Raw genomic sequence first — 18876 nt, forward strand, 5'->3', positions numbered from 1 at the left:
AGACAACATGGCTGATTACAAACATCCCCTGCGCGTGGGCGTGGGCGGCCCGGTGGGGTCGGGCAAAACCGCGTTACTGGAAGCACTCTGCAAAGCAATGCGCGACACCTATCACCTGGCAGTGGTGACCAACGATATCTACACCAAAGAGGATCAGCGCATTCTCACCGAAGCGGGGGCCCTTGAGCCAGAGCGCATCGTGGGCGTGGAGACGGGCGGTTGCCCGCATACCGCAATCCGCGAAGATGCCTCAATGAACCTGGCGGCAGTGGAAGCGTTAAGCGAAAAGTTCGGCAATCTGGACCTGATCTTCGTTGAAAGCGGCGGTGACAACCTGAGCGCCACCTTCAGCCCGGAGCTGGCTGACCTGACAATCTATGTGATTGACGTCGCTGAAGGGGAGAAGATCCCGCGTAAGGGCGGCCCAGGGATAACCAAATCCGATTTTCTGGTGATCAACAAAACCGACCTGGCACCCTATGTGGGGGCCTCACTGGAGGTGATGGAGCGTGACACCAACCGCATGCGCGGCGAGCGCCCGTGGACCTTCACCAATCTGAAGGCGGGCGACGGACTGGCGACGATCGTGACATTTCTGGAAGAGAAAGGGATGTTGCGGGTGTAACCGTATAACTCCCCTCTCCCTGGCGGGAGAGGGTCAGACATTACGCCTCCGGCAACTCCGCCAGCGGCCAGCGTGGACGTACAGAGACGCTCAGATCGGCGGTCGCGCCAGCGTTCAGACGTACCATACCCGCGTAGGCGATCATCGCCCCGTTATCGGTACAGAATTCCGGACGGGCATAAAATACTTCCCCACCACGCTTTTGCATCATCTGCGCGAGTTTTGCACGCAGCGTGCGGTTGGCGCTGACGCCCCCGGCCATCACCAGACGCTTAAAGCCGGTCTTTTCCAGTGCGCGTTTGCATTTGATCATCAGGGTATCGACCACCGCGTCTTCGAACGCACGGGCGATATCAGCACGGGTCTGCTCGCTATCGTCATTATTGCGAATGGTATTGGCCGCGAAGGTTTTCAGACCGGAAAAGCTGAAATCCAGCCCTGGACGGTCAGTCATCGGACGCGGGAAGACGAAACGCCCTTCCGTGCCCTGCGATGCCATTTTCGAGAGCATCGGACCGCCAGGATAATCCAGACCCAGCAGTTTGGCCGTTTTGTCGAAGGCCTCACCGGCTGCGTCGTCAATGGACTCGCCGAGCAGCTCATACTTGCCAATCCCCGTTACGCTAATCAGCTGGGTATGGCCACCTGAAACCAGCAACGCCACAAAAGGAAACGCAGGCGGATTATCTTCCAGCATCGGCGCCAGAAGATGCCCTTCCATATGGTGAACCGGAATGGCCGGCACATCCCACGCGAATGCCAGCGAACGGCCCACCGTTGCGCCGACCAGCAGCGCACCCACCAGGCCCGGGCCTGCGGTATACGCTACAGCATCAATATCAGTAGAGCTCAACCCGGCTTCTTTCAGCGCCGCCTGAATCAGGGGAACCGTTTTACGCACGTGGTCACGAGAAGCCAGTTCAGGCACGACGCCGCCGTAGTCAGCGTGTAATTTCACCTGACTATACAGTTGGTTGGCAAGAAGCCCTTTTTCGTCGTCGTAAATGGCGATGCCGGTCTCATCGCAGGATGTTTCAATACCCAGTACACGCATGACTTGTTTTACCTCGTTTCAATACCGCGCAGTGTAGGGCCAATGCGGATTGATGTAAAACTTTGTTCGCCCCAGGAAGAAGCCTCGTGTATACTCCTCACCCTTATTAAAGTCCCTTTCAAAAACGCGTCGGTGCTTTACAAAGCAGCAGCATTTGCAGTAAAATTCCGCACCATTTTGAAATAAGCTGGCGTTGATGCCAGCGGCAAACCGAATTTATCAAAGGTGAGAGTTACATGCCGGTAATTAAAGTACGTGAAAACGAGCCGTTCGACGTTGCACTGCGTCGCTTCAAACGTTCATGCGAGAAAGCAGGTGTTCTGGCTGAAGTTCGTCGTCGTGAGTTCTATGAAAAACCAACGACCGAACGTAAGCGCGCTAAAGCTTCTGCTGTGAAACGTCACGCGAAGAAACTGGCTCGCGAAAACGCACGCCGTACTCGTCTGTACTAATCAGTTGAGGGCCTCAGCCCTCAATGACAGACAGAGTTGTAGTCGTAAGGCCGTGCTTCCGGAAGGAATGCGCGGCTTGTTTTCGTTTATGAGTTACTAAAATTTTTGGGGCATATGGCCGGACGAATCCCACGCGTATTCATCAATGACCTGCTAGCCAGAACCGACATCGTCGATCTCATCGACGCGCGGGTAAAGCTGAAAAAGCAGGGCAAGAACTACCATGCGTGCTGTCCTTTCCATAACGAAAAAACCCCCTCCTTCACCGTTAACGGTGAAAAGCAGTTTTACCATTGCTTCGGCTGTGGTGCTCACGGTAATGCTGTCGATTTTTTAATGAACTACGACAAGCTCGAGTTCGTTGAAACCGTCGAAGAGCTGGCGGCGATGCACAACCTTGAAGTGCCGTATGAAGCAGGCAGTGGGCCAAGCCAGATCGAGCGCCATCAACGGCAGACGCTGTACCAACTGATGGATGGTCTGAACTCGTTTTATCAACAGTCTCTTAAGCACGCTGCTGCTGAGCCTGCGCGTCAGTACCTGACAGCGCGCGGACTGAGTGACGATGTGATTGCGCGTTTCGCTATTGGTTACGCCCCGCCCGGCTGGGACAACGTGTTAAAGCGTTTTGGCGGCAATAGCGAAGATCGTAAGTCTCTTATCGATGCCGGCATGCTGGTCACCAATGACCAGGGACGAAGCTATGACCGCTTCCGCGAACGGGTGATGTTCCCGATCCGCGACAAGCGTGGCCGGGTGATTGGTTTTGGTGGTCGCGTGCTGGGTGATGCCCTGCCGAAGTACCTCAACTCCCCGGAGACCGATATTTTTCATAAAGGCCGCCAGCTTTACGGTCTTTATGAGGCGCTGAAGGATAACGCGGAACCTCCGCGCCTTCTGGTCGTCGAAGGCTATATGGATGTCGTCGCGCTGGCGCAGTACGACATTAACTATGCGGTTGCATCTCTGGGCACCTCGACCACAGCCGATCACATTCAGCTGCTGTACAGGGTGACTAACAATGTCATCTGCTGTTACGACGGTGACCGTGCAGGGCGCGACGCCGCCTGGCGTGCGCTGGAAACCGCACTGCCTTATATGACCGACGGGCGTCAGTTACGCTTTATGTTCCTGCCCGACGGTGAAGACCCGGATACGCTGGTGCGTAAAGAGGGCAAAGCGGCGTTTGAAGCGCGGATGGAGCAGGCTCAGCCGCTCTCCACGTTTTTGTTTAACAGCCTGATGCCGCAGGTCGATTTGAGTACCCCTGACGGGCGCGCGCAGCTCAGCACGCTGGCGCTGCCGTTAATCAGTCAGGTGCCCGGCGAAACGCTGCGCATCTATCTGCGTCAGGAGCTAGGCAACAAGCTCGGCATTCTGGATGACAGCCAGCTTGAACGTTTAATGCCTAAACAGTCTGAAAACGGTGCGGTTCGTCCCGCGCCTCAGCTAAAACGCACAACCATGCGTATACTGATAGGGTTACTGGTTCAAAACCCCGAACTTGCTCCGCAAGTGCCATCACTGGCGGGTTTGAACCACGAAAAATTGCCCGGGCTTGGCTTATTTTCAGAATTGGTCAACACTTGTTTGTCTCAGCCAGGTCTGACCACCGGACAACTTTTAGAACATTATCGCGGCACAAAAGAGGCTGCTACCCTTGAAAAACTGTCGATGTGGGACGATATAGCAGATAAGGACATTGCAGAAAAAACGTTCACCGACTCACTCAACCATATGTTTGACTCGATGCTTGAGCTGCGCCAGGAAGAGTTGATAGCTCGCGAGCGCACACACGGCTTAAGCAGCGAAGAACGCCGGGAACTCTGGATGCTGAACCAGGAGCTGGCAAAAAAATGAATTCAACGGCTTAAGTGCCGAATATCGATCGGGAAGCCCCCGGCAGCCGCACTGAGAGGCAGCGGCACAAATATAAGTACGCCCTCGCTTTAAAGGTTGGCAGCCCCATCGCCGACACCAATCAAACGAATTAAGTGTGGATACCGTCTTATGGAGCAAAACCCGCAGTCACAGCTGAAACTTCTTGTCCAACGCGGTAAGGAGCAAGGCTATCTGACCTATGCCGAGGTCAATGACCATCTGCCGGAAGATATCGTCGATTCAGATCAAATCGAAGACATCATCCAAATGATCAATGACATGGGTATTCAGGTGATGGAAGAAGCACCTGATGCCGATGATCTGTTGCTGGCTGAAACCTCCAACAACACTGACGAAGATGCGGAAGAAGCTGCTGCACAGGTCCTGTCCAGCGTGGAATCTGAAATCGGGCGTACCACTGACCCGGTCCGCATGTACATGCGCGAAATGGGTACCGTTGAACTGTTGACCCGCGAAGGCGAAATTGACATCGCGAAACGCATCGAAGACGGGATCAACCAGGTTCAGTGCTCTGTTGCCGAATACCCTGAAGCGATCACCTATCTGCTGGAGCAGTACGATCGTGTTGAAGCGGAAGAAGCGCGCCTGTCTGACCTGATCACCGGTTTTGTCGACCCGAACGCTGAAGAAGATATGGCACCGACCGCCACTCACGTGGGTTCTGAACTGTCTCAGGAAGAGATGGATGATGACGAAGACGAAGATGAGGAAGATGCCGACGACGACACCGCCGATGATGACAACAGCATCGACCCGGAGCTGGCGCGCGAGAAGTTTGCCGAGCTGCGTACCCAGTACGAAGTCACGCGTGACACCATCAAAGCAAAAGGTCGCAGCCACGCAGCCGCACAGGAAGAGATCCTGAAACTGTCTGAAGTCTTCAAACAGTTCCGTCTGGTGCCTAAACAGTTCGACTACCTGGTTAACAGCATGCGCGTGATGATGGATCGCGTACGTACCCAGGAACGCATCATCATGAAACTGTGCGTTGAGCAGTGCAAAATGCCGAAGAAGAACTTCATCACCCTCTTCACCGGCAACGAAACCAGCGAAACCTGGTTCAACGCGGCTATCGCGATGAACAAGCCGTGGTCTGAAAAACTGCATGACGTGAAAGAAGACGTGTTCCGCGGCCTGCAGAAACTGCATCAGATTGAAGAAGAGACCGGCCTGACCATTGAGCAGGTTAAAGACATCAACCGTCGTATGTCCATCGGTGAAGCGAAAGCCCGCCGTGCGAAGAAAGAGATGGTTGAAGCGAACCTGCGTCTGGTTATCTCTATCGCCAAGAAGTACACCAACCGTGGCCTGCAGTTCCTGGATCTGATTCAGGAAGGCAACATCGGTCTGATGAAAGCGGTTGATAAGTTTGAATACCGTCGTGGTTATAAGTTCTCCACCTATGCTACCTGGTGGATCCGTCAGGCTATCACCCGCTCTATCGCGGATCAGGCGCGCACCATCCGTATTCCGGTGCATATGATTGAGACCATCAACAAGCTCAACCGTATCTCCCGCCAGATGCTGCAGGAGATGGGCCGCGAGCCAACGCCGGAAGAGCTGGCTGAGCGCATGCTGATGCCGGAAGACAAGATCCGTAAAGTGCTGAAGATCGCCAAAGAGCCAATCTCCATGGAAACACCAATCGGTGATGATGAAGATTCGCATCTGGGTGATTTCATCGAGGATACCACCCTCGAGCTGCCGCTGGACTCTGCGACGACCGAGAGCCTGCGTGCTGCAACGCACGACGTTCTGGCTGGCCTGACCGCCCGTGAAGCAAAAGTGCTGCGTATGCGTTTCGGTATCGATATGAACACCGACCACACGCTGGAAGAAGTGGGTAAACAGTTCGACGTTACCCGCGAACGTATCCGTCAGATCGAAGCGAAGGCGCTGCGTAAACTGCGCCATCCAAGCCGCTCTGAAGTACTGCGTAGCTTCCTGGACGATTAATCGATCCTGTCAGTGAAAAAGCTCCCTTTGGGGAGCTTTTTTTTGCATTTTCTCCGCCCCTCAGGAACAAGGAAACACCGCCCTACAGCCCACGCACAACCAGGGCCTCATCCAGCTCCCGATACGCCTCCACCAGCTTATCCAGCGTTGCCCTGTTAAGCCCGCTCGGGTTTGGCAGCACCCACACCTGCGTGACGCCAATGGTGATGGCCTGTTTGCCCCACTGCGCACCGCGCTGACTGAACGCCTGTTCGTAAGCCTGCTTGCCCAGGATGGCCAGCGCTGCCGGCTGATAATCTTCAATCTTCTTAATCAGCTCCCGCCCACCGCTGCGCAGTTCATGCAGGTTCACCTCACTCGCCTGTACCGTGGGCCGCTCGACCAGCATGGTAATCCCGCAGCGCGTATCCAGCAGGTGTTGCTCCTCTTCAGGCTTCAGTAGCCTGTCGGTAAACCCGGCCTGGTAGATAACCTTCCAGAAGCGATTCCCCGGATGGGCAAAGTGAAAACCGGTGTGCGCCGAGGACTTCCCAGGGTTAATCCCGCAAAACACCACCCGCAAGCCCGGGGCCAGAATATCGTTGATCATCTCTACTCCCATTGATACATCCTTATGGAAGTATAAAGGATTGATTATGCATTGTTTATAAAAACAGCAGGCAGGTGTGAATGGCTGGATTGCTGAAGGGAGTTCCTCTATAATTCACCGCCACGGCCCCTTAGCTCAGTGGTTAGAGCAGGCGACTCATAATCGCTTGGTCGCTGGTTCAAGTCCAGCAGGGGCCACCAAATTTAGCTGTAGAATCAAATGATTAAGCCACTCGATTGAGTGGCTTTTTTATTGGTTTTTTTGAGCCGGTGGCGCAGTCTCTAACCGTGGGTCTGCGAAGCCGTTCGGACACGCTCAGCGGCGCCAGGTGTCGCAATCAGACGCTCCACGGACTCCATCGTCACGAACGTACAGCTGCAGTCCACATTGGTGCACTGGTGATAGCGCTCTTTGGTATTTTCACTTAAATAGCGACTGGTACGCGCATGCGCGGAATGCTTGCACTTAGGACAATGAAACATGTACCCCTCCACATAATTCACAATTTGTGAATTAATAATACCCAAAAAGAAATCAATAGCCAAATACATTACTCATTTCCGATAGAAAATTTTTCATCGACGACGTTCAGCTCAAGCTTAAGTTGCGTGGTAAATCCACTCTCGCTGAGAGTATGAACCACCTCGTTGATAATCCACGCCTGCTCGTCAATGACCCGTTTAAAGCCGTTGACCAGCACCGGCGTTTCGGGATACAGATCGGCGCGTCCCAGCGCCAGCTGGATGGAAAAATTCACGGTACCCCGCTGAAGCGCGCGCCACTTCGCCTCCGCAGCCCTGAGCGCCTGCTCTTCAGAGGCATAAACCGTGGTGAGCTCAAAAACGTTTTCCGCCGATCCCACCAGCCTCTCTTGCGGCTTCTCTGCCTTGCCTCCTGCTCCCGCTACCGGTGTAGCGGCATCCGGGTGCTGTAGTCCTTCTGTCGGCTGCCCCCCGGGCTGACGATTAATACTCAATTGAGTATTTTGTTGTTTTGGGTCACGCGTTTGCAGCCATTTGGCCGTCACGCCGGAATAATTTTCACGGTCAGCGACGGAAAAAAGGTGCCGATCGCCATCTCCACGTTCAATCATCATTAAGGGAAGCGGTGTGCCACTGGCCGTCACGGCATGGCCCGCTTTCATAAAAATAACCTTCCCGGCTTTGATTGAAACAAATGCACCATTACGTTCGGCCAGGCGGGAGAGAAACGCCGCGTCAGTCTCCTGAGACTGATCGATATGAGAAATGGCGATGGATGCAAGTCCCGCCCCGACGCTGGCGGTAAACCGGTTACGCTGAGCAATGGTGTTGACTATCGCGCCGATCGTCGTGTCATGCCACGACTGTTCGCGCCGCACGTTGAGCTTCCCACGAAAATCGGCGCTGCATCCTCGGATGGTCAGCGTGTCCGGCGTGCCCCGGAATTCAATCGCATCTATCGTAAAGTCCCCTTTCGGCTGGAGCGGTGTTCCTTCCCATCCCAGCCATAAGGACAGTCTTGCCCCCCGGGCAGGCAGGTCTAACAACCCGTCGGAATCATCCAGTAGAATATCCAGCTGATCGGCTTCCAGCCCACGTTTGTCGGTCATGGTCAAACTGATAAGACGATGGCTGAAATTTTGCGTGATATCGCGCTCGTCAAGCTTAAGCATAAAATCAGGGGCGATTTTCCCACCCGCCCGGATATTCATTTCGGTGATCATCCCACCAGCCCTCCAATGCTATTACGTGCGCTTTCCACCAGCTCTGAGGCTTGCGTTCTCAGGTCGCCAAACGTCGTCATCAGCGATTCGTCCACGCGTTTCAGTACCAGGGTAAAATCAATTTTCCGGGCAGTGCCATCGCTGTAAAAATCCGAATGCGTATGCGTGACTTTCTCAATGATAAACATGCCGTGAATGATGCCGGTACCGTCTATCAACGGCCATGCCCGCCCTTCATTCGCCATCAGCTCAACCGCCTTGAGAGAAAGCCGCCCTCCCGTGAGTTCCGGGTAAAGTAATCCGGAAAGGTTAAAGGATGTCTCACCTTCGCCAAGGTACTGCCAGGCTTTGGGTTTCCCGATGCGTTCGTTGGATGCCCAGCGGTAGTCTTTTGTAAATACCATTGACTGATACGGTAAGGTTCGTCGTTCAAAGACAAACAGACCCAGCACCATTAACATTTTCTCTCTCCTTAACCATACATAAAGCTGGATTGCTGCCGTCTCGCTTTTTCCTGCTCACTGCTCTCTATAGCCTCCCGGATTTGACGAGTCAGATCCGTTCCGGAGGCTGCGCTTCCCTGCAGCGTGAAGTTGTATTCACTTTTACTCTGATCGATGTAAGAACGCCCTCCCGCTGCTGCCATCGGCTGGTATCCCATGAAGCCGCTGTAAACAGGTGACGCCGGGTCCCAGGCACTGCCGGCGTCAGCAGAGGAGGTGCCTTCTTTCGGTACAGCCGAGTCGATATTGCCCGACTCTTTTTTTATGACGCCGAGTTTCTCCAGCAGCCAGCTGGCCTTGCCGCGCAGGCTGTTAAAGAGATTTAGCGGCGCCATTAGCGCATCTCCCAGCGCCTGACCGAACGCCACGCCGACATTTTTGCAGCTGTCGAGCGTTTCCTGCGTCGCCTTAATCGGCGCAATCAGATCGATGAACCACTGCCAGATCCCGCCCAGTTTTTCTGAAATGAAACCAAAGGCCTGTAACAGCGGAGAGAACAGCTCGCCCAGCGGCGCGAAGGCCGCAGAAAGCCCCTCAATCACCCCGCCAAAGAAGGCGCTAATGGGCTCCCAGTATTTAAGAATCAGTAAAGCGCCGGCGGCAATTGCCGCTCCGAGAGCAATAACGGGCCAGCTCAGGGCGCCCAGCACCGTCATGATGCTCCCCCCCACTACGCTGAATACCGTGCCCAGCATCCCGGCAGCGGTTATCACCAGATTCAGGCCTGACACAATGGGGGCGACCACCATACCTAGCGTGCCCAGGACACCGGCAAAGGCTTGTGCGCCCATAACCACGCTGACCAGGGCTTGCGTCAGTGCAGGGTTAGCATTGACCCAGAGAGAGAGCGTACTAAGCCATCCGGTCGCGGTTGAGATCAGCGTGCGCAGGGCACCATCGGCCTTATCAAAGACATCAATCCTCAGGCCGTTTAATGCAGCCTGGAACTTGCTGATATCACCCTCGAGGTTATCGCCCTGAACCGAGGCTGTCAGCGCGGTGCTCCCCCTCGCGCCCTGGAGTGTCTGGCGCTTGTTATCCAGCGTTCCATTCCCAGCCGCTGAAACCAGTACGCCTGCGCCTTGCATCGCATCCGCACCGAAAATGGCCTTCAGGTATTCCGTTTGTTGAGCCGCACCGATTTTGCTGTTTTCGAATGAGGCAGAGATCGCCTTGAGGATATTCTCTGTCGGCAGTGGATTACCCTCGCCATCCCGGGTTTGCACCTTCAGTTCATTCAGCGCTGCAGAACGCTGCCCATCCGGCGTCTGCAGGCGGCTCAACATGGCGCTAACCTCTGCGCCGGCATCGGCACCTTTCATCCCCTTTTCCATCAGAATACCAAGCAGCGCGGTGGTCTCCTCAAGGCTGGCGCCGGCTTCTCCGGCGGCAGGTGCGGCGGATGCAACGGCGGTACTCAGTTCGGTGAGACTGGTATTGGACGCAGTGAAACCGCGGGTAAGGACATCTGCAACGCGTTCAACATCCGTATTCGCCAGGTTAAACGAGGCCTGCGTGCTGCGGATGATGTCGACCGCTTTTGCGGCATCAATATTCCCTGCGAGGCTGAGGTTAACCGTCGGCACAGTGGCGGCCACCACCCCGTCGGCGTCATAGCCTGATCGGGCCAGCTCGCCCTGCGCCCGGGTGACCACATCTGTAGAGGTTCCTGTACTGACGCTGACATCCCGTGCCTGCTGGCGAATGGCCTCCAGCCTGGTATCCCCCTTCTGCAGACCCAGGCTTGCCTGTATGGCAGACATCTGCTTTTCAAAACGGATGCCTGGGGCAATAAAGCGGGACGTCTGATTAAAGCCCGCCTTTGCCATTCCTGCGCTCACATTAGCAAACTGCTGCACACCCGCGGCAACACGTTTGCCAGACTCATAGCGGTTCTGAACGGTATTAAGCCGCTCCTGTTGCTGATTGACCCTGGCAAGCGCCTCTTTATGTCGATTTAGTTGTAGCGTTTTTTCGCTGATACCCTGTCTTAAACGACGCTCATCTGACGACAGCGTGCGCGTATTAATCCCTGCCTGCGCCAGCTCACCGCGCTGGCGCTGCACCGACTGGCGTAAATTGTTGTACTCAAGCTTAAGCGCGGCGGCAGATTGGCGGGCTGCCGCCAGCGCATCCGCCTGGTCACGGGTTGGGTTCTGGGTGTTTTTGAGCTGGAGCGCCAGCTCCGCGGTCTGCTGTTTCGCCCGGGCAAGAGACTGCCCCGTCACGGCGAGTTGTTCGTTGGCTTTTCTGAAGCCGTTAATGCGGCCCGCCTGTTCATCAAGCGCGCGCAACGCCGCCTCAGAATCGCGGATACTGGCCGCGAGAGAGAGACTGGCGTTCTGGATAGCGTTAAGCGGTCGGCTTGCCCGGTCGACTGCCTTAAGCAACTCCTGAAGTCTGACATTATTACTCATGGTAGTTTCCGCTTCGCTGCAGCGCCTTTTCGCGCCATATAAGGAGTTCGGTCATGCTCAGCGAGTACAGCTCTGACGGCGGCCAGTGAAAGATCACCGCGATATCCGCCATCAGATCATCGACCGACAGGTTTTCGGGAAATTTTAGCGAGCCGAAGCCGGTGACAAAAAACCGATCACCTTGCCCGCAAAAGAGAGCAGATCGGAAGCATCCAGACGCGCAATCTCATGCTCGGTCAGGGCCGGCGAGGTCATTCGCGGCAGCACTTTAATCAGCGCATCGACGTCAGATTGTGCCAGCGACGCCAGCGATACCCCACGCAGGGTCCCCGCGTTAGGTTTTGCGACGGTCACCTTTTCGATTTTTTGCTCGCCGCGCAGAACGGGGGTGTCGAGCGTAATGGTGTTCGGGTTTTCGCTTTCGTTAATGACGGTCTCGTTGATATTTTCCATTTCGTTACTCTTCAGAAAGTTAACTTACCGGCCGGCAGTCCCGGCCGGTTAAAGGTTTACAGGCCAATCGCCTTACGGTGTTCCGCCAGACGATCGACGCCGTCGACTTTCAGCACCATGTTGATGATGTCAATTTCGATGATCTCTTTGCCATCGATGGTCAGCTGGTAGTAAGCGCACTCGGTGGACATCTTGGTGGTGCCGCTCTCGCCCTGCTTGTTTTCACCACCATCAAACTCTTTATGACGGCCTCGCATGACGATTTCGACGGCGGAGATTTCGCCCGTGTCGTCACGCTGGAAGGAGCCGGTAAATCGCAGAGGCACGCTGTCCGCGCCCGGAGAGGCATACTGTGCCCACAGCGCGACGTCCGGCAGACCGCCAATGGTCCACTCAAGCGCCAGGGCATCATCGTCCAGGCCGAGGTCGACGGAGACCGAGCCCGGCATACCGCCGCCGCGATACTTCTCCAGTTTGCGGGTGAGCTTCGGTAAGGTGACAGACTCAACAACGCCCATATAGCTCAGGCCATCGTTGAACATGTTCAGATATTTAAGTTTGCGTGGTAACGCCATACTTCAGCTCCTTAGCTGTTAACCGAATCGGACAGGTCTGCCAGATAGGTATCGGTGATGCGCTGGCGCAGGGTCAGGTTCTCCAGCGGCGGGACAGGGGTGTAGTCGTAATCGATGTACAATTTCCCCGCTTTCAGGGTCGATGCATCATTTGATTCCGGGTCATACCAGCAAGTGCCATCAACGATATAGCCGTTGGTTTTCAGCTCACGGAATTTGGCATTGATACCGGAAACGATGTCGCGGATGAGCGTTGGCGTAATGGGTTTATCCATTGCCCATGCGTGTGCTTCGGCCATGGTATCGGCCAACACCTGCGCGGTACGGGTGTAGTTTTCAAAGACGAAGAGCGGATCGTCTGAACAGGTACGGTTGCCCCAGAATTTGAAGCCGTCGTTACGAATAAGCGTGGTGACGCCGGCCTGGTTAAGCAGGTTCGCATCGGTCGCTTGTTCCTGCAGATCCCAGGACACGGAGGCGCTTACACCTGTGACACCGTTAACGCCGATGTTGGACAGGGTTTTGTGCCAGCCAATCGTCTGGTCGATTTTGGCGCGCAGGCCGAGAGCACGTGCAGTGGCCCAGGCGTGGGTCGTCGTGTTGGTGGTGGTATCCCACGCCAGAAAATCAGGGTGAATCACCATCAACTCGCGCTGACTGAAGTTTTTGCGGTAATCGATAGCGGCTGAAATGGTTTTACAACCCCATGCACTGACATAGCCAAACGCGCGCAGGCTCTGGCACATGGCGGCCAGCGCGGTCGCCACTTCCTGAGAATCCAGCCCCGGAACACCGAGAATACGTGGCTTAACGCCAGTGACCGTTTTCGCGGTAAGGAGCGCTTTCAGACCGGTATATTTACCGTTTTCATCGGTTGTACCGATGATATTAGAGATAGTCTCTTTCTGTGCTTCCTCAGCGGTATCAGCGGTGCCTTCAGCGACACGCACGACAACAACAACCGGTTTACACTGATCGGCAATCGCCTGCAGGGAAGCGGACAACGTCCCCATTTTCCCGGCTTTCGCAATCGCAGTTTGCACGTTGGTAATGAGCACAGGCTCGTTTAAAGGAAATGTCTTGTCGTCCGCATCGCTGGCCGTACAGACCATGCCGATGATTGCCGTCGAGACGGTGGAAATGGTGCGGGTGCCATCGTTGATTTCGATGACTTCCACGCCGTGATGATAGTCGCCCATCCGTTTAACTCCGTGGTGTAGTGGAGTCATCATTTTGTGGTGAGTTCGAAATATTAGAAATGAAATGCCGTTGGTGAAGTTACAGCACAACGCATAATGGCAGGACGTAGGTTTGCCAGAAAAAAATATTGACGGTAGCGATTAAAAAAAGGCGAAATGCTTACTCAAAGCAATCATGAAGGTTTTTTATCTTATCTCGCGAAAAATGTAGGTATGACAATGCCGGTTGCTGTCGGGGAAGGATAGAGTGTAATGATGGGTTAGTGTTTAGAAGAAATAAAAAATGAAGCCCGCGACATACGCGGGCTTTGTGTTAATTGTTAGACGGAGCGTCAGGCCAGATAATATCCGGTGCGTTGTTGGTATCAACACGATTAAGCAATACCCGGTATTTCTTCCACTGCTGTAAAGAGAGAATTTCCGCTTCAGTCGCCATAGATAAATCAACGGCATCCTGAAGAGGTGAGATAGCTTGTGTCGCCAGAGACAATAACCTCGACTTCATTGACTGGGCATTATAAATATACTCTTCATGTGATGGCGGGGCAATTTCAACCCATTCCATGCAACTTTTATTAACATTGTAATGAGGAGTCATCCTGTCAGGTGATACCATGAAAGATTCGTATTCCTGTTCTGAGATCTCCTTCAAATCTGGAGGAACAGCAATACCTTGAGCTTCGTAAACCTGAATAGTGTCTTCAAGATAAAAGCTGCTATCTGAGTTACTAAAATATTTTTTCATCTCAATAGCCTGCCACAATTAATGAAAATGTACCGTTACAGTTATGCGTTTCTATTTTGACCTGATTTTTCCCAACAGGTGTGCAAAGATAAAATGAATCGGAATTATTACCACCGCTTCCAAAATAACTGACACCAGTACCTAAAATACCATTAGGGAATGACGTTGGCAGGGTGACAGTCACAGCAGTGTTATTGCCGACTGCAATACTTCTAACTGCCTGCATAAAAACAGTGCCATTGCCATGGGTATAATAAGCGCTATTGTTACCCGTCGTGGTTCTTCCCGTTCCATAACGAGCATCCGATTCAGCTTTGGTATAAGCCTGGCCAGCAGGTGTGTAGCTGCCTTTCGCCTGAAAACGTCCATCACTTTCGGTTTTAGTATACGCACTGGTTTTAGGCATATAACCGGCATCTGACTGCGCTTTCGTGTAATAGCGGGCGTCAAAATTGGCAAAACTGCCCGGTATAAGTTGCCCTGGCGCGGAAAAGTTGCCCTCAGTATCCCATTTGTAACTCGCATCCTGCCCACCACTTCCTTTCATATGCAGATACCATGACAGTGTTGTTCCGCTCACCAGAGAACCCATTGAAAACGCATAAGAGTTTTTACTGGTAATGGTCGCCACTTGTTTGATCACCGGATGGTATTCACTCGCTCCGATTGTGGAATATGAATTAAAAAATGGTGCTTTAGTTTGATACTGTTCAGCAAATGCAAATGCACCGCTATAACCTGCTGTGATTTCCTTTGAAGCAAAGATAGTGTTGCCAACAGTAAAAGGCGTTTCTGACAGTAGCGCTCCCGTTTCAAGGCTTACACGTAATGGACGAAGTGCATTATATCCCCCAAATTTATCGCCTTTATTCGTCAGCATCAGGTAAAGGTTCGAGCCGTCGTTTCGCCAGAACGTTCCGTAATCTCCATAGGCAATACGCAGGCCATTCGCATTTAATGAAGTAATTTCGAGACGAGCACGCACACCAGTTGATGTACTAATATTAATCTCATCCTGACCATCCGTTGCGCCAGTAGCAAGTCGCCAATTTCCTTGCTGCACCGTTTCATGCCATATCGTATCCCCTTCACCGCCTCGCATCCTGCGAAGATAGTTTTTTTCACCACGAGTACCGGTACTTAATCCAGTCTGGAGATAGTCGTTTTGCTTTACTCCGTCCTGATTAATTGTGCCGGTCATACTGTCACCAGCTTTACTAACGCGCTCACTGGCATTTTTATTTGCTGAAATGGCGTTGTCATACGCAGTCTTCACCGCTTTCGGCGTCGCGGCCAGTGTCTCAGATACATTGTCAATGGCGCTGCTGAGCTGGACGATACCTTTTTGCGCCGTGGTGGCATCCTGAGCCGTATATTTCCCTTTGGCCAGGTCATAGGTGGCCTTTACCGCTTTAGGCGTTGCGGCCAGCACCTCAGACACGCTGTCGATCGCACTACTGAGCTGGACGATACCTTTTTGTGACGGGCTGGCATCCTGAGCCGTATATTTCCCTTTGGCCAGGTCATAGGTGGCCTTTACCGCTTTAGGCGTTGCGGCCAGCACCTCAGACACGCTGTCGATCGCACTACTGAGCTGGACGATACCCTTTTGTGCCGTGCTGGCATCCTGAGCTGTATATTTCCCTTTAGCCAGGTCATACGCGACCTTCACCGCTTTTGGCGTCGCGGCAACGACTTCAGAGACACTGTCGATCGCACTACTGAGCTGAGTAAAACCTTTTGCCGTCAGAGAAGCATCAGGATGGCGTCGGGACTGCTCGTGCTCGGTAAGTTTGTCGTCGACGTAATCCTGCGTCGCCATCACCGTTGAGGTGTCAATCGTCAACTCAACCGAAGCGATATCACTCACCATGATGACCATACGCACAGTCTGCGCACGTCCCGATCCTTCAGCGAGTGCAGGTTTGTAACTTTCAGCCATATTGCCGACAGCAATCAGCGTCCCGGCATCATCATAGAGCCCCATTTCACGCATCCAGAATCCGCCGATCTCCGGAGGGATCAGCAGCTCCGCCACGACATAATTTTTATTCTTTTTGTCCTGGCTGATTTTGTTCAGCGCATGACGCCAGACCTCATTGATGAGTTTCGTCTGGCTGGCATTTGGCGTCGGGAGTTGCCCGCCGCCATCACCCACCGCCATCGCCGTAAAATTCACTTTCTTCCCGTTCGGGACGGTTGCGGCAGCCAGTTTTTCGGCGCCGGCTTTGGTGATAACCGTTTTATACTTCACTGTCATTGTGCTCTCACTTATCCGGGGTAAACCGTGATGATGTCGCCGTCATAGCTCAGGGCACCGGTATAGAGATAGCCCGGAACGTCCTGAATGATATTGAGGCCGATAAGATGTCGGCTGGCAGGCTTTGCATCAGCAATAAGCCGCTCCATTTCGTAATACATTTCTTCGGTGATGCCGGTTTCCAGCACGCCAATGTCCAGGCGAAACGTGCCTGCCGGGTCGTTGGTTTGCCACCACTCCGTCACGTTGATCAGATAGCCAAGTGGCTCCACCACGCGGCGTACTGCGCCGATCGTTCCTTTGTGTGCATGGATAAACCATGCATTGCGGATAACATCGCGCTTGGTGGCCTCCGGCCAGTTTTCATCCCAGCGGTCAACCGAAAACGCCCACGCCAGCCAGGGCAACAGATTTGCCGGACAGGTGTCGGCATTCCAGAGGTGACGAAGCGGGACGGGGGTATTCTCAATGTCGGCACAGGCGCGCGCCGCCGCGACCTCAAGCGGCGACGACCCCACCGGTAACAATCGGGCATTACTCATCGTTTCCCCCAACGGTTACGCTGTACTGGCTGCACCATGAGGCCTGAGTTTCATCAAGCACAATATCGGCCGCAGGCGCGGTCAGTTCGACGCGTTGTACACCCTCAACATGCAGTGCAGCGTAAATGGCGGACTTACGAATATCCCGCCCGAGCCGGTGCTGTGCCGTTATATAGGCCTGCAGCCGGGCCCTTGCCGCGTTGAGCAGTGGCTCGCTTTCGGGACCTGGGAAGAGGAAAAGAGAAGCCGCAATGCGGTAGTCGACAATGCTGGCGGACTGAACGGTCACACGATCGGCAACGGGCCTGACGTCCTCATCGTTCAGCGCGTTGCGCACAATGGCCAGCAGCTCTTCAGACGCCACGCCGTTATTCTCCCGGGACAGCACGGAGACGGTAACGTTCGCAGGCTGAGGACTGATGACAGAGATGTCCGCCACCCGGCCATCCGCGCTGCGGCCATGGAACTGATAAGCCCCCGTCGATCCCGCCACGCTCAGCCCTTCCGGGGCTTGCTGGATGCGCAAACGAAAGTCGGTGTCAGACTCCATCACTGCCGGCGTGGGCGGAAACGTCGTGTCGTCGGCAGGCGTTATCACCAGACGCGCAAGGTTAGCGTTAGCTCCAAGCTGGTCGAGATCGCTACCGGTGGCGTAGGCCAGCATGACCGCACGCGCGGCCTCGTTAACGCGCTGGCGCCAGATAACTTCCCGATACGCATTCTCCTGCAGCAGTTTCACAATCGGTTCCGACTCAAGCGTCAGCGTTCGTGCAATTGCCTCCTGCTCTTCTTCGGGATAGAGCGAGACAAAAGTGGCCTTTCGTTCTGCCAGCAGCGTTTCGTAATCCACCTCCTCCACGACATCCGGCGCGGCGAGCTGGCTCAGATCAACAATAGCCATAGCGTTTAACTCAATGAAATAGTGATAGAAAAGGAATGTCCGGAGGTCTGGCGGGTGCCGGTGAGATCGACATACAGCGTCCCGTCATTCTCCGAACGTTCGAAAGTGATGGCCGTCAGGCTGATCCGCGGCTCCCATTTCTGGATAGCGGAGTAACATGCGGCCATGATTTGCAGGCGCAGCGCCGGACTCTGCGGCCTGTCGATCATTGCCGCCAGCAGTGAACCGTACTCGCGGCGCATCACCCGCGAGCCAATCGGCGTAACCAGAATGTCCCGCACGCTTTGTCTGATATGTTCAGCCTCTGAAATGCTGAGCCCGGTCTGACTGTTCATTCCCCTGTAGCGCACCGTCATTGCGTCCCCTTAGTCCAGCTTCCGCCGCTTTGCACACTGCCGTGAGCATGGTTGTCCACCTGCACCCCATTGGAGGTAAATTTACCGCCGGAATGCTCAATATTGCCGGCCATTACCCCGCCCTTCTGCACTTCAAGAGAGGCGGTAATTAGCTTGTTGGTACACACCACCTCAGGTGTATCCAGGGTGATGCGCGTCTCAGACTTCACCAGGACCACCGGTACGGTGGCGGTGAGTGATTCAGAGGCTGTAATGTCAGCCGTTTTAATGCCTGTGGCCGTGAGTGCTCCGCTCCCGGGCTCGTACTCGATAACCGCCCCATCAGGGAACGAGACGTGGAGTGCGTCAGGGGAACCTGACGGCGCCGGGTGGTCATCGGAAAAGATACCTGGCAGCACGAAGGCGGTATCAAGCTCACCGCCGATGGCCAGCAGCAGCACTTGTTCTCCCTCGGACGGCGCCCACCACACGCGCGAACGGCCGGCGCGACAGGTCAGCCAGTTCAGCCAGGTGGTTTTCATCCCTCCGGACTGGACGCGGCAGAGCCCTCTGTTGAGGTCAACATCGGTGACAACACCGATACGAATCAGGTTACGGATCGCGCGAGCGATACCGTGCATGGAAGTGAGTGTATTCATGAGA

General features: G+C 54.4%; 20 protein-coding genes and 1 tRNA gene. 5 read left to right on the top strand and 16 right to left on the bottom strand.

Going from position 1 to position 18876, the window contains the following annotated elements; genetic code table 11:
* Positions 1–7 precede the first annotated feature (7 nt).
* Positions 8–625 (top strand): urease accessory protein UreG, encoded by a 618-nt coding sequence (gene ureG / locus HV242_RS19970; protein ID WP_014171666.1) that lies wholly within the window; start codon positions 8–10, stop codon positions 623–625.
* A 40-nt stretch (positions 626–665) separates the two neighbouring features.
* On the opposite strand, the gene tsaD is transcribed toward ureG, so the two are convergent.
* Entirely contained in the window at positions 666–1679 is a 1014-nt protein-coding gene (tsaD, locus tag HV242_RS19975) for a tRNA (adenosine(37)-N6)-threonylcarbamoyltransferase complex transferase subunit TsaD (protein ID WP_020883618.1), read from the bottom strand.
* Positions 1680–1915: 236 nt separating this feature from the next.
* Between tsaD and rpsU the strand changes: the two genes are divergently transcribed.
* The 3 genes from rpsU to rpoD all read left to right on the top strand — a co-directional run bounded on the left by rpsU (position 1916) and on the right by rpoD (position 5989).
* On the top strand, positions 1916–2131 hold the full coding sequence (gene rpsU / locus HV242_RS19980; RefSeq protein WP_001144069.1) for a 30S ribosomal protein S21: 216 nt from the start codon (positions 1916–1918) through the stop codon (positions 2129–2131).
* A gap of 114 nt (positions 2132–2245) precedes the next feature.
* Positions 2246–3991, top strand: coding sequence for a DNA primase (gene dnaG / locus HV242_RS19985; RefSeq protein WP_025202985.1), 1746 nt, complete (start codon positions 2246–2248; stop codon positions 3989–3991).
* Between the two features lie 150 nt (positions 3992–4141).
* Positions 4142–5989 carry an RNA polymerase sigma factor RpoD gene (rpoD, locus tag HV242_RS19990; RefSeq protein WP_020883616.1) on the top strand — a complete coding sequence of 616 codons (1848 nt, stop codon included), beginning with the start codon at positions 4142–4144 and terminating at the stop codon, positions 5987–5989.
* An 82-nt stretch (positions 5990–6071) separates the two neighbouring features.
* Here rpoD and mug read toward each other — a convergent pair whose 3' ends face one another.
* Positions 6072–6578, bottom strand: a complete 507-nt coding sequence (mug, locus tag HV242_RS19995) for a G/U mismatch-specific DNA glycosylase (protein ID WP_025202984.1) — start codon at positions 6576–6578, stop codon at positions 6072–6074.
* A 124-nt stretch (positions 6579–6702) separates the two neighbouring features.
* On the opposite strand from mug, the gene HV242_RS20000 reads away from it, so the two are divergent.
* Positions 6703–6778 (top strand) — tRNA-Ile (locus HV242_RS20000).
* Between the two features lie 81 nt (positions 6779–6859).
* On the opposite strand, the gene HV242_RS20005 is transcribed toward HV242_RS20000, so the two are convergent.
* From HV242_RS20005 to HV242_RS20075, 14 genes are all read right to left on the bottom strand, one after another.
* Complete coding sequence (locus HV242_RS20005; protein WP_025202983.1) at positions 6860–7060, bottom strand: ogr/Delta-like zinc finger family protein; 201 nt, start codon at positions 7058–7060, stop codon at positions 6860–6862.
* A gap of 68 nt (positions 7061–7128) precedes the next feature.
* Positions 7129–8283, bottom strand: coding sequence for a phage late control D family protein (locus HV242_RS20010; protein ID WP_044866169.1), 1155 nt, complete (start codon positions 8281–8283; stop codon positions 7129–7131).
* Complete coding sequence (locus HV242_RS20015) at positions 8280–8744, bottom strand: phage tail protein (RefSeq protein WP_014171677.1); 465 nt, start codon at positions 8742–8744, stop codon at positions 8280–8282. Before HV242_RS20015 ends, HV242_RS20010 begins: the two co-directional genes overlap by 4 nt.
* Before the next feature lie 11 nt (positions 8745–8755).
* A complete protein-coding gene (locus HV242_RS20020; RefSeq protein WP_044866168.1) occupies positions 8756–11203 on the bottom strand; it encodes a phage tail tape measure protein in 2448 nt (815 codons plus the stop codon).
* On the bottom strand, positions 11196–11315 hold the full coding sequence (locus HV242_RS20025; protein ID WP_014171679.1) for a GpE family phage tail protein: 120 nt from the start codon (positions 11313–11315) through the stop codon (positions 11196–11198). Before HV242_RS20025 ends, HV242_RS20020 begins: the two co-directional genes overlap by 8 nt.
* Positions 11316–11347: 32 nt before the next feature.
* A complete protein-coding gene (locus HV242_RS20030) occupies positions 11348–11656 on the bottom strand; it encodes a phage tail assembly protein (RefSeq protein ID WP_014171680.1) in 309 nt (102 codons plus the stop codon).
* Positions 11657–11712: 56 nt separating this feature from the next.
* Positions 11713–12231, bottom strand: coding sequence for a phage major tail tube protein (locus tag HV242_RS20035; protein WP_014171681.1), 519 nt, complete (start codon positions 12229–12231; stop codon positions 11713–11715).
* A gap of 11 nt (positions 12232–12242) precedes the next feature.
* Positions 12243–13430 carry a phage tail sheath protein gene (locus tag HV242_RS20040; RefSeq protein ID WP_025202978.1) on the bottom strand — a complete coding sequence of 396 codons (1188 nt, stop codon included), beginning with the start codon at positions 13428–13430 and terminating at the stop codon, positions 12243–12245.
* A gap of 313 nt (positions 13431–13743) precedes the next feature.
* Positions 13744–14175, bottom strand: a complete 432-nt coding sequence (locus tag HV242_RS20045; RefSeq protein WP_025202977.1) for a tail fiber assembly protein — start codon at positions 14173–14175, stop codon at positions 13744–13746.
* Between the two features lies 1 nt (position 14176).
* Positions 14177–16435, bottom strand: a complete 2259-nt coding sequence (locus HV242_RS24360) for a tail fiber protein (protein WP_050737306.1) — start codon at positions 16433–16435, stop codon at positions 14177–14179.
* 11 nt (positions 16436–16446) lie between these two features.
* Positions 16447–16977: a phage tail protein I gene (locus HV242_RS20060; protein ID WP_040018803.1), complete on the bottom strand. Its 531-nt coding sequence runs from the start codon at positions 16975–16977 to the stop codon at positions 16447–16449.
* On the bottom strand, positions 16970–17878 hold the full coding sequence (locus tag HV242_RS20065; RefSeq protein WP_050737307.1) for a baseplate assembly protein: 909 nt from the start codon (positions 17876–17878) through the stop codon (positions 16970–16972). Before HV242_RS20065 ends, HV242_RS20060 begins: the two co-directional genes overlap by 8 nt.
* Positions 17879–17883: 5 nt before the next feature.
* The gene (locus HV242_RS20070) at positions 17884–18234 is read right to left on the bottom strand and encodes a GPW/gp25 family protein (protein WP_014171687.1); all 351 of its coding nucleotides are present in this window, start codon (positions 18232–18234) and stop codon (positions 17884–17886) included.
* Positions 18231–18872 (bottom strand): phage baseplate assembly protein V, encoded by a 642-nt coding sequence (locus HV242_RS20075; protein ID WP_020883605.1) that lies wholly within the window; start codon positions 18870–18872, stop codon positions 18231–18233. Before HV242_RS20075 ends, HV242_RS20070 begins: the two co-directional genes overlap by 4 nt.
* Positions 18873–18876 lie beyond the last annotated feature (4 nt).

The organism is Enterobacter sp. RHBSTW-00593, assembly GCF_013784105.1.
GTDB classification, from domain to species: Bacteria; Pseudomonadota; Gammaproteobacteria; order Enterobacterales; family Enterobacteriaceae; genus Enterobacter; species Enterobacter ludwigii.